This is a genomic window from Treponema sp. HNW (assembly GCF_050320395.1).
Lineage (GTDB): Bacteria > Spirochaetota > Spirochaetia > Treponematales > Treponemataceae > Treponema_C.
In genome coordinates, this window is the sequence record NZ_CP144459.1 from 405544 (window position 1) to 419748 (window position 14205).

Annotated in this window: 11 protein-coding genes; 9 read left to right on the forward strand and 2 right to left on the reverse strand. The window is 46.8% G+C overall.

Annotated features, from left to right (window positions below; genetic code table 11):
* Positions 1 to 2 precede the first annotated feature (2 nt).
* Positions 3 to 2372, forward strand: coding sequence for an ATP-binding cassette domain-containing protein (locus tag V1L52_RS01870; RefSeq protein WP_428770603.1), 2370 nt, complete (start codon positions 3 to 5; stop codon positions 2370 to 2372).
* Positions 2373 to 2408: 36 nt separating this feature from the next.
* Here V1L52_RS01870 and zupT read toward each other — a convergent pair whose 3' ends face one another.
* Entirely contained in the window at positions 2409 to 3248 is an 840-nt protein-coding gene (zupT, locus tag V1L52_RS01875; protein ID WP_428770604.1) for a zinc transporter ZupT, read from the reverse strand.
* Positions 3249 to 3288: 40 nt separating this feature from the next.
* Here zupT and V1L52_RS01880 point away from each other — a divergent pair, with 40 nt between their 5' ends.
* Positions 3289 to 3861: an NUDIX hydrolase gene (locus tag V1L52_RS01880; RefSeq protein WP_428770605.1), complete on the forward strand. Its 573-nt coding sequence runs from the start codon at positions 3289 to 3291 to the stop codon at positions 3859 to 3861.
* 6 nt (positions 3862 to 3867) lie between these two features.
* Here V1L52_RS01880 and V1L52_RS01885 read toward each other — a convergent pair whose 3' ends face one another.
* Entirely contained in the window at positions 3868 to 5805 is a 1938-nt protein-coding gene (locus V1L52_RS01885) for an MFS transporter (RefSeq protein ID WP_428770606.1), read from the reverse strand.
* Between the two features lie 156 nt (positions 5806 to 5961).
* Here V1L52_RS01885 and V1L52_RS01890 point away from each other — a divergent pair, with 156 nt between their 5' ends.
* The 7 genes from V1L52_RS01890 (at position 5962) to V1L52_RS01920 (ending at position 14203) form a co-directional block, all read left to right on the forward strand.
* Positions 5962 to 6987: a LacI family DNA-binding transcriptional regulator gene (locus tag V1L52_RS01890; protein ID WP_428770607.1), complete on the forward strand. Its 1026-nt coding sequence runs from the start codon at positions 5962 to 5964 to the stop codon at positions 6985 to 6987.
* On the forward strand, positions 6974 to 8353 hold the full coding sequence (locus V1L52_RS01895) for an acyclic terpene utilization AtuA family protein (protein ID WP_428770608.1): 1380 nt from the start codon (positions 6974 to 6976) through the stop codon (positions 8351 to 8353). Before V1L52_RS01890 ends, V1L52_RS01895 begins: the two co-directional genes overlap by 14 nt.
* Complete coding sequence (locus tag V1L52_RS01900; protein ID WP_428770609.1) at positions 8353 to 8667, forward strand: DUF4387 domain-containing protein; 315 nt, start codon at positions 8353 to 8355, stop codon at positions 8665 to 8667. The genes V1L52_RS01895 and V1L52_RS01900 overlap by 1 nt, the downstream gene beginning before the upstream one ends.
* Before the next feature lie 37 nt (positions 8668 to 8704).
* A complete protein-coding gene (locus V1L52_RS01905; protein WP_428770610.1) occupies positions 8705 to 9607 on the forward strand; it encodes an ABC transporter permease in 903 nt (300 codons plus the stop codon).
* A complete protein-coding gene (locus tag V1L52_RS01910; protein WP_428771848.1) occupies positions 9604 to 10494 on the forward strand; it encodes a carbohydrate ABC transporter permease in 891 nt (296 codons plus the stop codon). The genes V1L52_RS01905 and V1L52_RS01910 overlap by 4 nt, the downstream gene beginning before the upstream one ends.
* 61 nt (positions 10495 to 10555) lie before the next feature.
* A complete protein-coding gene (locus V1L52_RS01915; protein ID WP_428770611.1) occupies positions 10556 to 12007 on the forward strand; it encodes an extracellular solute-binding protein in 1452 nt (483 codons plus the stop codon).
* A 78-nt stretch (positions 12008 to 12085) separates the two neighbouring features.
* Positions 12086 to 14203 carry an ADP-ribosylglycohydrolase family protein gene (locus V1L52_RS01920; RefSeq protein WP_428770612.1) on the forward strand — a complete coding sequence of 706 codons (2118 nt, stop codon included), beginning with the start codon at positions 12086 to 12088 and terminating at the stop codon, positions 14201 to 14203.
* Positions 14204 to 14205 lie beyond the last annotated feature (2 nt).

The window sequence follows — 14205 nt, forward strand, 5'->3', positions numbered from 1 at the left end:
CTATGATTCATTTGCGCGCCGAACATGTAAGTTTTATATACCCCGACCGCAGCATTCACGCTTTAAAAGACGTATCGTTTACGGTTGAACGGGGCGAATACATTGCCGTTTTGGGCGCAAACGGTTCGGGAAAAAGTACGCTTGCCCGCCTTATTGCAGGCTTTTTGCCCTGCACATCCGGCAGGATAGAATTGTATACCGCATCGGCTGAAAGTCCGCCGCTTCAAAACGAGCCGCGTGTAAGCGTGCCGCCCTTAACCGTACCTACAGGCATTGTGTTTCAAAACGTGCAAAACCAAATTATCGGAGAAACCGCGGCCGCCGATACGGCATTCGGCCCTGAAAATCTGGGCTTGGATAAGCCTGTAATAGAAAAACGCTGTTTTGAAAGTTTAAGCCTTGTCGGTCTCTTTGATTCACGTTTTGAAAAAACCGCCTCTCTTTCTCAGGGGCAAAAACAAAAACTGGTGCTTGCCGGAATTGCGGCCATGCATCCCGAACTGATGATTTTGGATGAGGCTTTGGCGATGACCGATCCTTCCATGCGCGAAACCGTCCTCGATTTTTTGGACGAACGGCATAAAGAAGGACTTACTCTGATTCACGTTACGCACGACCTCGATGAAGCGTTGAGGGCCGAGCGCATTATCGTGCTGGACGACGGCGTGCTGAGTTTCGACGGCAGTGTTGCCGAACTGAAACGTAAACGAAACTTTATAAAAACACTGTTTCCGCCCCTTGTACGCGAAAATGTTTCGGGTGTGCAAAAGAAGGGAAACGCCCCCTGTGCTCTGCGCTTTTCTTCCGTCGATTTTTCGTATACCGCGAACACTAAATCGGCTTCGGATAGGACATCGAAGGCGGCAGATTCATCGGCAGGGAAAGCGGCTGCCGATTTGTCGGCCGATTTTTCGGCAGTGTTTAAAAACTTTTCGCTCGATATCCGCGCGGGAGAGCTTACCGCAATTACGGGGCCTTCGGGTTCGGGTAAATCGACCCTGTTTGAGCTTGCCTGCGGGCTTCTAAAGCCCGACGGCGGAAACATAAGCGCAAGGGGAAGGCCGGTGCTGGCCCTTCAGTTAAGCGAAAGCGCTTTATTTGAAGAATTTGCCGCCGACGATGCTGCATTCGGGCCGCAAAACCGGGGACTTTCCGGCGAAACATTGCGCGGCCGGGTACAAGAGGCGATGAACATGTGCGGTCTTCCTTTTAAAGACTTTGCCGACCGCAGGATTCACACGCTTTCCGGCGGCGAAAAACGTAAACTTGCCCTTGCGGGTATCATCGCCCTTGAAAGCGAGGTGTATCTTTTTGACGAGCCGACCGCAGGTCTTGACCCCAAGTCGCGGCTTCAAGTGATGAATATCTTAGCCGCTCTTGCCGAATCGGGTAAGGCGGTGGTATTTTCAACCCACCGTATGGACGAAGCCGCCTTTGCCGAGCGCCGCATAGATATCGGGCGCGTAAAAAAGGAAGGCTTTGCGTCTGCCGTCCGTTCTTCGGCTGCCCCTCGTTCTTCGGGCGCTGCCGGTTCTTCCGCAAAAAAAAACTCCGCTCAGGATAAAGGGTTGCAGCCCGTAGAAGAAGCGGACACTTCCCTGCTTGACGGTTTACGGCGTACCTCGTCGGGCTTGTACACAAAGGTTTCAAGCCCGCTTCACAAACTGCCGCCTCCTGCAAAAATTCTTCTTTTTTTAAGCCTGTTTATCGCTTCCCTGTGTATACAGCATATAGGGGCTTTGGCGGTTTGTACGCTTATAGCCCTTATCTATGCCCGCATTGCCCGTTTTTCGCTTTTACGGCTCGGCGGCCTCTTTTTAAAGTTTGTTCCCTGGCTTATACTGTTTGCCCTGTTTCAGTGCATTTTTTTCCCCGCCGCGGAAGGTGAGGCGGTGTATGCTGCGTTTAAAGGCATAAGCCTTACACCGTCAAAACTGCGCCTTTCGGCTGCAACGATTTTACACGCGGCAGCCGCCCTTCCTTTATTGACGGGCTTTATGTATTCGTGCGAAAGCGGAGAACTGCTTGAAGGATTTAAAAAACTGCTTGTGCCCCTGGATAAGCTCGGCATAAAAACAAAGTATTTGTCTTTTACCTTTGTGTTGGTATTCCGTTTTTTGCCGATTTTAGCCGATACCGCATCTCAAATCATCAAAACCCAGCTTATACGGGGCGGTCTTAATAGTGATGAGCGCCGCGGTCTAAAAACCGCCGGCCGCCGCAGCTTAGAAAAATCGGGGCGGGGCATAAAAAAACGTAAGCGGCCTTTCAGCCGCCTGCGCTCAATGCTGCCCCTGTTTGTTCCGCTTATAAGCCAAACCCTGCGCCGTGCCGAAGCTTTCGGCGAAACGCTGGACGCCCGCTATTTTTAAGAGGTGTCACTCACGCTTAGGCGGTGCTGTACGCACTTAAGCGAACAAAAGCAAACTCACCGCCATCACAATCATACCGGCAATAAGGCCGCCGATAGCGATGTGGTGTTCTCCGTATTCTTCGGCGGTGGGAAGCAGTTCATCGATTGAAATGTAGACCATAATACCCGCAACGGCCGCGAATACCAAGCCGAAGGTTAGGTCGTTAAAAAAGGGCCGCAGAATAAAAAAGCCCAACAAGGCCCCGACCGGTTCGGACAATCCCGATGCAAACGAAAGCCAAAAAGCTTTTTTGCGGTTTTTGGTTGCGTAGTAAATGGGTGCCGACACCGCCAAACCTTCGGGAATATTGTGAATCGCGATTGCCGCCGCGATGCTGATACCCAAGGCGGGATCGGTTAAACCGCTCATAAAGGTTGCCAATCCTTCGGGGAAGTTGTGAATTGCAATCGCCAGCGCCGAAAAAATACCCATACGCATAAGGCGCTTGGATTCTTCGGTTTGGCGCTCGGATATTTTACAGTGAGCGCCCTCGCTGTATGTTTTGACGATTTTCATTTCGTGCGGGTTTTCGGCATCGGGAATCACCTTATCTATAATTGCGATAAGGGCAACACCTGCAAAAAAGGCTATAACCGTGCCGACATAGCCGCCTTTTGCGCCCAATACCCCTTCCAAAGAATCGCGTGCTTTTAAGAAAATTTCGACAAAGGAAACATAAATCATCACCCCCGCCGAAAAACCGAGCGCTCCGGCTAAAAACTTCGGATTGAACTTTTTGGACATAAAGCCCAAAAGACTTCCGATACCGGTTGAAAGGCCTGCAAACAGGGTCAAGCCGAATGCAAACAATACGTTGTGTAATGAAATATCCATAGCCCTAGTATAATCTTTTTTTTATCGTTATACTAGTGTTATGAATGCCGTAAACCGATTCGACTTTTGCCCGCACTGCGCTTCAGCTGAAATTGCATATATGGACGGGCGTAAATGGCGCTGCCCTTCCTGCGGTTTTACGCTTTACAACAACACGGCTTCGGCGGTAGGACTGATTATAAGCGTCCGCGAAAAAGATAAAACCTGTGTGCTGTGCATAAAACGCGGCAAAGAACCGCGCAAGGGATTTTACGCCCTGCCCGGCGGTTTTTGCGACCCCGGCGAAACTGCCGAAGAGGCGTGCATACGCGAGTGCCGCGAAGAAACGGGATTGATGCCGCTTTCCCTCCGGTATATTTGCAGCGCGCCCAACACTTACGAATATAAAAACATTGTGTATAAAACCTGCGACCTTTTTTTTGAAGCCCGCATAAACCTTGCCGAAGGCGGCAGCCTCTACAAAAAGCTTTCGGCACAAGACGGCGAAGAAATAACGGGCTACAAGCTTTTCCCCGTTTTTGACGCCGAATCGGTTGACGCAATTCCCCTTGCTTTTCCGTCCGCCGCCTTTGCCCTTAAAACGTGGCTGGCAGATGCGGATACTTGCGGTTAATTCCTCCTATCTTCCGTAGGGAAGGCCGGTTAAAAGTTCGCACACCGCCTTGGTCGTTTCCGGAGCATCTTCTTTTTTACCGCCTTCTTCAAGCCGCTTTAATTCTTCCAGTACGATTTTATGGTTTGCAGGCGTTACTTTAAAAGTCAGCCCGATGACAATACCGAGTATAATCATCACCAGCGGCATTAAAACAAAGGCGAGCCTGACTCCGTGCAGGGTGGATGTTTTTTGCAGCGGCTTTCGTACTTCACCGATACCCGAATACGGATATTCGATTTTTTCCAAAAGCACCTTTAAATCGTATAATTCCGCCTTTGAATAAAAATCCTGCGGTTCGGTGCATACATAAAAATCGCCGCTTTTTATGTATGCCGATTTTAAGAAAAAGAGGATGTCGGCGTCGCGGAAGTTTTTCGGGTTTAGAGAGCCGAGAATTATGACTTCAAAGAGGTCTGCCGGAATTTCGGCGAAAGATTTTTTCCCTTCAAAAAAACGTTCCGCGGCGGCATCTTCAAAATCGGCCGCTTTTAAAGCCGTTTGTTCTGCGCTTCCCCTGTGTTTTTTCGCCGCCTTGTATACATCGCTTACAATGCTGTCGGTGCTTCGCGGAAGGTATTTTAAGTGCAGGTTTCCGTCTTCGCCTTTTGCATAATAGGCTTCAACGGCGGAAAAATCCTGCCCGTGTTTTACGCTTAATTCGCGCGCTTCGGTAAACTGATTTTCGGTTAAAATCGAGGGCACGGGATTTTTATAGCCTATGCCGTTCAAAATGGCTCCGATACTGGTCATAATGACAAGACCCAAAAACAGCTTTCGCGTAAGCGACATTGCCGCCGAATAGGTTCCCGCCCGGCTTTTTCCGCTTAAAAGTTTATCAATATCGCTTATAAAGGGTAAAAGCTGGTGAGGTATAAGATTGTTCGCCGATACGCCGACACCCATAAGCACCATATTTAAAATCAAAATAACGGGAGGGGTATCGGGTGTATGAAAAACCATACAAAATACCGAAAGCGCAAAGATAATAAGGGCCGTAATATAGACGGGTTTGTGTCCTATTTTATTTATAAAGCGGCTGTGAATGGGCAGGGTTATCATCATTGTAATCAGCAAAGAACCTTGAACAATCACAAAGACACTGCCCCTGTTCAGATAATCAACCATGTAAAACAATACGAGCGACATAAAAATATCCAGGGCTCCGTATGAACACACGTACATTGCGATATGTATTCTGCACGATTTGTTTTTAAACAGCGATAAAAAGTTTTTAATAAAGGATTCGCCCTTTGCCGTTTTGTGCTGAACGGATTGAATCTCCCATGTGCCGAAATAGAGCGTTATCCACGGCAATGCGAAAATCAGGGCGAATACACAGCTCATGGCAAAATATCCCGTCTTGCTGCCGTGAAAGCTGTCGATAATCGGCTGCGCCAAAAGTCCGCCCAATAAGGTCGCTATAAACGAAAACATCAATCGCGATGTATTCAGCTTATTGCGCTCGGAAAAAGACTGTGTCATTTCCGCACTGAGGGCTGCATAAGGAATATATGAAACCGTGGATACCGTAAAAAAGGCTATATAGGCTATTGTGTAAAAAATAAATTTTCCGGTTTGACTTTCAAAATTTGCGGGAAACCAGATAAACATAAAAGATAATGCTATCGGTATAATCGATACCAAAAACCACACCCGCCGCTTACCGAAGCGGTTTTGCGGGGTATTATCCGCAATGTAACCCATAAGGGGGTCCGATACCGCATCCCAAAACTTTCCGATTCCGGGAATCAGGCCCGCCAGAAGGGGGTGCAGTCCGACGACGTTTACCAAATAATACATTGAAAAGGTCGTTACGATAAAAAAACAGCCGCCTCCGTATAAATCGGCAGCTCCGTATGCCAAATAGTTTTTCCATGTCAGTTTACGATTTTGAGTATTCATAGGAAGTATTATACACCGCTTTTCTCTATCCGTGCAAGTCGAAAAAACGAAGGCCTTTTTCGGTAAAAATGTAAAAATCGAAAAAATAAAACTTGCTTTAAAAAAAAATGCATGCTATCATGATTTTAGGGAACGTTCCCAAAAAAGGATAAAGACATGGACTCTATCGTCGATATTGCGAAAAAAGCTCACGTTTCCAAAAGCACTGTGGGAAGAGTGTTGTCCGGAGTCCGCTACGGTGTAAGCGATAAGACGCGCGAAAAAGTATTGGCGGTTGTAAAAGAATATAATTTTGTTAAAAGCCGCACCGCAACCGCAATGCGTACTAAAAAATCCTTAACGGTGCTTCTGGTCGTTCCCGATATAACGAACCCTTTTTGGGCCGAAGTTGCGCGCGGCGCCCAAAACGTTTTCGATCAGGCCGGTTACAGCGTTTTTCTCGGCAACAGCGATTGGCAAAAAGAACGCGAAATTACATATATTCAGCTTGCCAAAGAAAACAAGGTTGATGCGATTATGATAAATGCACCCGAGCTGGACCCGGCCGAAGCGTTCAGAGGCTTGGATTGTCCGGTTGTGCTTTTAGGCGACACGGAAGCGGACGGTATCTATAAAAAAGTCGGTACAAATGCCGCAAAGGCGGTAACCACGGCTTTGGAATATTTACTGGCGAAAGGGCATAGCGATATCGGCTTTGTCAGCCCTTTACGCACGGATATTGAAGGCATTAACCGCAATAAGCGCTATATTGCCTATAAGCGTTTTATGAAAAAACACGGACTTCCTTTGCGGGATGACCGGCACTTTAACCTGCAGCTTTCGTTTGAAAGCGGCGTAAAGCTTGCGCGGCATTTTGTTCAAATGAAGGACAAACCTTCGGCCATTGTTACCGGAAACGATTCGGTTGCAATAGGTTTTATCAATGAAGCCGTCAAGCTGGGGGTCAACGTACCCGGCGATGTTTCTATAATCGGATTGGACGACATTGAAATGTCCGCTATGGTAAATCCCGCAATAACGACTGTTGCAAAACCGAAAAAAAAGATAGGCGAGTACGGGGCGCGCATGGTGCTCGATATGCTTGCCGGAGAAAAAAAAGTTAAAAGCCGATTTTTAAAGCCGGTTTTAATCGAGCGGGAATCCGTTGCCGCTTTTTCGGGGAGGCCGTATGAAAGCCGTTAAAATATTATCGCCCTGCGGAATTCTGGGTTACGGGTTTCCCTCGGAATCCTTAAAGGCCGGCTTGGCCGATAATCCGGATGCCATAGTGGTGGATGCAGGTTCAACCGATGCGGGACCTCATAAACTCGGTGCAAAAACCGCCATTGTAAGCCGCCGTGCGGCAAAAAAAGATTTGGCGGCTCTTATTCTGGGTGCTTGTGAAAAAGATATTCCGCTTATCATCGGTTCGGCCGGAGGAAGCGGCGGAAAAGAGCATATCGAATGGACCCTCGATATTGTACATGAAATTTTTCAGGAAAACGCGCTTAAGCCGGTAAAAACCTGTGTGATTTATGCGGATATTCCGAACAAAATAATAGCCGAAAAAATCAGGTACAATAAGGTAAGCCCCCTCGGTTCGAATGTGCCGCCGCTTACCGAAGAGGTGCTCGATTCCTGTACGGGAGTTGTCGCTCAAATGGGGGCCGAACCCTTTGTAAAAGCCCTTGATGAGGGGTACCGTTTGATTATCGGCGGCAGGGCCTATGATCCGGCTCCCTTTGCGGCCGTCGGTATACAAAGAGGTTTTGACGCCGCCCTCTGTTATCATATGGGAAAGGTACTTGAATGCGGCGCCTTGTGCTGCGATCCGGGTACCACAAAGGATTGTATGACGGGCGTTGTCTATGAAGATTGTTTTGAAGTATACCCCTGCGATACAAACAGAAAATGTACGCCCTTAAGCGTTGCGGCCCATACTTTTTATGAAAAGGACCACCCCTATCTTCTTCACGGTCCCGGAGTTGATATGGATTTAAGCGGCTGCGAGTTCGTTCAAAGCGGAGAAAATACCGTGCGTGTAAGCGGAAGCCGTATGAAAAAAGACTGCACTTATACGGTAAAGCTTGAAGGTGCAAGCTTTGATTCGTACCGTACCTTCGTCATTGCCGGCATCCGCGATCCGCTCTTAATAGAAAAGTTAAGCGAAGTCGAAGATGCGGTAACCGAAAGCGTTGTAAAGCAGTATGCCGAATTGCCGCGCGAAAGTTATACAATCAATTTTATAAACTACGGCATTGACGGCGTTATGGGCAGCTGTGAATGTGCAAAACAAAGCCCCTATGAGGTATGCGTATTATTTGAAGTGCTTGCCGATACGCAGGAAAAAGCTTCGGCAGTGTGCGCGTCTTTGCGGTCAACCTTTATGCATTACGGTTACGAGGGACGTAAATCGACGGCGGGAAATCTTGCATTTCCCTTTGCTCCCAGCGATGTCGAGTTCGGAAAGGTATACAGGTTCAGCGTGTATCACCTTATGGAAACGGATAATCCGCTTGAGTATTTCCCGATTAAAGAATGGGAGCCCGCTGCGGGGAGGTTTATCTGATGGCCGATAAATTGGTTGATTTGGCAAAGATGCTGCGCAGTAAAAACTCCGGCCCCTTTATGATTACCTTGGATGTATTGTTTACACGTAAGGAAGCCTATGAGCGCGTAAAAAACAGCGGAGTAATTACGGAAGAAACGATATGTGCCCTCTATAATCTCGATAAAAAAGATATTGTGTGTATTGTCTTTTTCGATAATGCGCAGGGGATTAAAATAACTTTTAACCGGAACATATCTTCGGGCACCTCATTGGACAGGGATGTATACGGGGCGCAGCAGCATGCTCCGCTTATGGAATTGATGATACCTTAAAGGACAGCGGAAGGAAACGGCGGAAAAAGGAGGAGCTGTGAAAAACAAAACGGTAATACAAAGAATTTGGGCGGAACGGGTTTTATATGCGCTTTTGTTTCCGACAATGCTGTATTTTATATTGTTTAAAGTACTTCCCGTCATCAATATGCGCCTTGCCTTTTTTCAGTTCCGTGCGCGCGGAAACTGGCCCTTTGTCGGCTTAAAGTATTTTAAGATGATTTTCAGCAGCTCGGCGTTTGCACAGATTCTTGTCAATACGCTGATTATAAGCTTTATGAAGTATGTGTTGCTTTTCCCCTTTTTTGTTATTTTTGCCCTCGTTTTGAATGAGGTTAAAAACGGCTTATTCAGAAAATACGTTCAAACGGTCAGTTATCTTCCGCACTTTTTATCATGGGTTGTTATCGCCGGTATATGGATAAGCGCCCTTTCGCTCAGCGGAAGCGTTAATCAGCTTGCTTCTTTTTTCGGCGGCGAACCGATTGATTACATGACCGACAGAAATGCAATCCGCTGGATTTTAATGCTCTGCGAAGGGTGGCGGAGTTTGGGCTGGGATTCGATTATTTTTTACACGGCGATTATTTCGATAAATGAAACGCTCTATGAGGCCGCCGAAATAGACGGGGCTAACCGCAGACAAATCATCGGACATATTATTTTTCCCGCCTTGGTAACGCCGATGATTACGATGTTTATTTTAAACCTGGGCTTTTTTTTGAATGCGGGTTTTGATCAGGTGTTGAACTTTTCGAATGCCGCGGTTGAAAGCACCGTCGATATTTTGGATACCTATATTTATCGTATCGGTATAGAAGGGGGACAGTATTCGTTGGCGACTGCGGCGAGTTTAATCAAGGGGTTGATAGGAGTTGTCCTTGTTTTGGTAACCCATGTAACGAGTAAAAAATTTACCGGAGAAGGGGTGTGGAAATGAAAAAACATAAATCCTCTTATCTTGTACAAACGTTTTTGATAATCATTCTGTTGTTTCTCTCCTTAACGATGATTATTCCTTTGCTGCATATTTTTGCAAAGTCCTTTTCGGATCCGAAGCGGTCTGTTTTTATGAAGGGCTTGGAAATCATTCCGCGCGGCCTTGATTTTATAAATTATAAAATAGTCTTTAATCATCCGGTTTTGGTCCCGGCTTTATGGAATTCCGTTGTAATTACGGTTCTCGGAACGGCTTTGAATATTTTGCTTACGGCAACGGCCGCCTATGTATTAACCAGGCCGCGTTTAACCTTGAAAAAACCGATAATGATTTTTTTAATCGTTATGATGCTTTTCGACACGGGCTTTGTTCCCGAATATCTTGCCGTACAAAGACTCGGCTTGATGGGATCCAAGTGGGCGGTTATTTTGGTTACGGCCGTAAACGTTTATTATTTGATTATTATGATGAGGTATTTTGAAAAGGTTCCTCAATCCCTTGTCGAAGCGGCGGTGATAGACGGCTGTTCTCATATGCGCATGTTGTTTTCCGTCTTTTTCCCGTTGGCAAAATCCGGTGTGGCGACAATCACGATGTTTTATGCCGTCGTAAGGTGGAACGAGTATTTTAGGGCAAGCATTTATTTAACCAAAAAGACGACCGATACCGTTTTGCAGGTCATTTTACGGCAATTCGTCGTACTGGGAGATACGGTGTCGATTATCGGTCAGCAAAATCTCTACGATTACAATGAGTTGGCGCGTATAGATTACGGCGCTCTAAAGTCCGCAACCATTGTTGTGGCTATAATTCCGATTTTATTACTCTATCCCTTCGTCCTTAAATTCTATCATAAGGACGTTATGGCCGGAGGAATAAAAGAATAAACAGGCTCGACTGAAAAGCCGGCTGCTTTTTAGTGAGTTCGCTAAAAACGAGGAGGTTTTTATGAAAAAGGTTTTATTGTCGGTGCTTTTTACGCTTTGCACCGCCGCACTTGTCTTTGCCGGAGGTGCCAAAGATAAGGGCTCGGGAAATTTCGGCAGTGAAGGTGCACCCGTTAAGGTAACCTACATGTGTAAGGATGTGGATCCGATAACGGACGGCGCCCTGCTTTCCGCTTTGGAAGAAAAAATAGAAAAAGGTTTGGCCGCTCAAGGAAAGTTCATCGACCTTGTTATTCTTTCGGCTCCCACGGGCTCGTATAAGTCGGTTGTTCCGATTGCCTTCCGAACGGGACAAATATCTCCCGACCTTATTTATTTTCAGGGCGGAGACCTGCCGATTGCGCAAGAAGGTTTATTTGAAGATTTAACCCCCTATATTCAAAAATCGGTTCATGTAAAAAATATCATGGGTGAACACAACAAAGCCGCAATGGCCAACTATCCCTATTTGATGTGGCTTGCTCCGCCTCGTGTTCAGATTCCGGTTATGCGGGAAGACTGGTTTCAAAAATTAAAAAGCGGAAAAGCTCTTATGCAAAACCCTACGGTAGATAACTATTATGAGCTTTTTAAAGAGATGAAAGAAACCGGCTTGTGCAAGTGGCCGATTACAACCGACGGCGGGATATTAAAGCTTGACTCCGTCTTTAATCACGCCTTCGGTGTCAGCGCGACAATCGTCAAGCAAAAGGGTAAATGGGTGTATTCGGTTGCAACCGAGGAAAATAAAAATAAAATTGCCTTTTATGCAAAGCTGTATAAAGAAGGCTTGCTTGACCGTGAATATGTAACCAAGGCTTGGGATACGATGGAACAGGCTTTTTACGAAGGAACGGCCGGTTTTGTTGCCGGTACTGCAGGCGATGTTGTAAACGTCTACAACAATAAGATGATAGGCGCTCAGGGCAAAAAATTGACAGTGCTTCCTCCTGCAAAGGGAATCGGTCAAGCCTATCAAAACGTAGATGTTACAAAGGAGTCAAGAGGTTTTGCGATTAACGCTTCGTCACAGGTTAAAGACGCTGCATGGGCGGTTTTGGATTATATGGCAAGTCCGGAAGGCCGTATCCTCGACAAGCTCGGCTTGGAAGGTATTCACTATAACCTGGTAGACGGCACATACGTGCTGACCAAACAATTTCCCTCATGGTGGGCAAAGTTCTGGCCTACGATGAACGGTTTGGACTTAAGCAAGGTACAGGGTGAAGTTTTAACCCGGCCTGCAATCGATTCTCTTAAAGCCGCACAAAAATATTTTGCCGCCGATAAAAACGTCATATTGCCGGAAGACCTGTTGCCTTTAAAAGACGCAATGGATAAATTATACACCGAGTATTCAACCGATATTATCCGCGGTGTAAGACCCGTTTCCGATTATGATGAATTTATCGAAAAGTGGAATAAGGCCGGCGGAAATAAAATATCGGATTATTTGGCATCCGTATTGAAGTAAAAAACGTCGAGGTATCGGCCTGTTCCGTGATACGGGCCGATATCTTTATCTTAGAATACAAGGAAGTTCCGATCCGCTATGAATACCCTATCAGAACACAAATACCTGGAAAAAATATATGCCGGATTTTTAGGCATGAATGCCGGAATCCGGCTGGGAGCGCCCGTTGAACCGACCCTCTGGACGCGCGAGCGTATAAAGGAATTTTACGGGACGATAACCGATTATGTAAAACCTTTTAAAAATTTTGCCGCCGATGACGATGCGAACGGCCCCGTTTATTTTTTGCGTGCGCTTGAAGATTTTCCCGAATGTGCAGGGGACGGGAAAACGGTATCTGCAGCGGACCGTGAAGCGCAAGGGCGCTCGGTTGCCGCTGCCGTAGCCGACGCTTGGCTTAATTATACGCGCGAAGGTATCGGTATGTTTTGGTGGGGCGGTTACGGCATATCGACCGAGCACACCGCCTATTTAAATCTTTTAAACGGCATTTGCGCTCCGCGTTCGGGAAGTTCCGAGGTTAACGGAAAACTTGTTGCCGATCAGATAGGCGGCCAGATTTTTATAGACACATGGGGTCTTGTAAATCCTTCCAAACCCGAGCGAGCCGCTTTTTTTGCCCGGGCTGCCGCTTCCGTATCCCATGATGAAGAAGGTTTGGAAGGAGCGGCTTTTATTGCCGCCTGTATTGCAAAAGCCTTCGATACTGCGGATGTTTTTGAAATTATAGACGAAGCTTTAAAATATGTTCATCCTTCTTCGGTATATTACAAGGTTGTTACCGACGTGCTTTCTTTTCAAAAAGAACACGGCGATTCTTCATGGGAAGACTGCCTTGATTTTTTGCATAAAAACTACGGTTACGATAAGTACCGCGGCGTATGCCATATTATCCCGAATGCCGGCGTATGCGTTATGGCCCTCATTTACGGTAAAAGCTGTGCAAGGGGAATTGAAATTGCGACAATGGCCGGCTGGGATACCGACTGCAATGCAGGAAACGTGGGAACAATCCTCGGGGTTGCAGGCGGCATTGAAGACATTCCCGGGCATTACAGAAAGCCGATTAACGATTTTATAGTGCTTTCGGGCATCAGCGGTTATTTGAATATCCTCGATATTCCCTCATATGCGCGCTATTTGTATTCGCTCGCTTTTAACACCGAAAAACCGGCTTATGCAAAGGGGGAACTTTTTTTCGATTTTTCCCTTCCCGGAAGTACCCACGGTTTTAGGCTTTCCGATGAAAATTTATTCCGCATGAAAAATACGGGTAAGGGCTTGGAAGTGTTATTCGACCGTCTTGTACGCCCGCAGTCTTCGCGGCTGTTTTACAAGAGCTTTTACCGCAGAAACGATTTTGACGATGAGCGTTATATGCCCGTCTTTTCTCCGACCGTCTATCCGGGACAAACCGTCGATATCGTGTATGCGCTTAACCGAATTCAGGGTGAAGCGGTGATTATTTACCCCTATGTACGCAGTACTCAAGGCGATATTATAAAAATCGACAGAATGATACGGCGCGACCGAGATACGGCCGACACGCATATAAGTTTTGCGATACCGCAGGTTGACGGGGCTCTCATCGACGAAATAGGTTTGATTATTGAGGGAGGCTCTCCTGCAAAGGCAAGGGATTTCGGAGTGTTAACTTTAAAAAGCTTTGCCGTAAGCGGTAAGGCCGATTATTATATCGACTTTAAAAAACAGTATGCGGAATTCGCTTCGATTACACCTTTTTCGTTTAACCGGGGGGCATGGACTTTGGAAGACGGCAGGTTAAACTGTTTGTGTCTTAACGATGCCGAAGCTTTTACGGGCAACTATTTTATGCGCGATGTAAAAACGGAAACAAAGCTATGCCTTTATCGCGGAGATTCCGCCTTGGTATCGCTTCGGGTTCAGGGCGCGCGCCGCGGCTATTATGCGGGCTTTGACGGTAGGGGAGCTGCGATTTTGCTGAAAAACGGTACCGAGCTTAAAACCCTGGCCCGCACCGATTTTAAAATAGAAAACGGCAAAACGTATGGCTTTTCATTTTCCGCCGCCGCCGATAAACTTTGTTTTTCCGTCGACGGGGAAACGCTTTTGGAAGCGTATGATAAAAGCTTGAGTTACGGCATGACAGGCCTTTGCCTTATGAGAGGAGGCCGCTGTTCTTTTGACGCTTTTTCCGTCAGCGAAAAGCCGTAAAA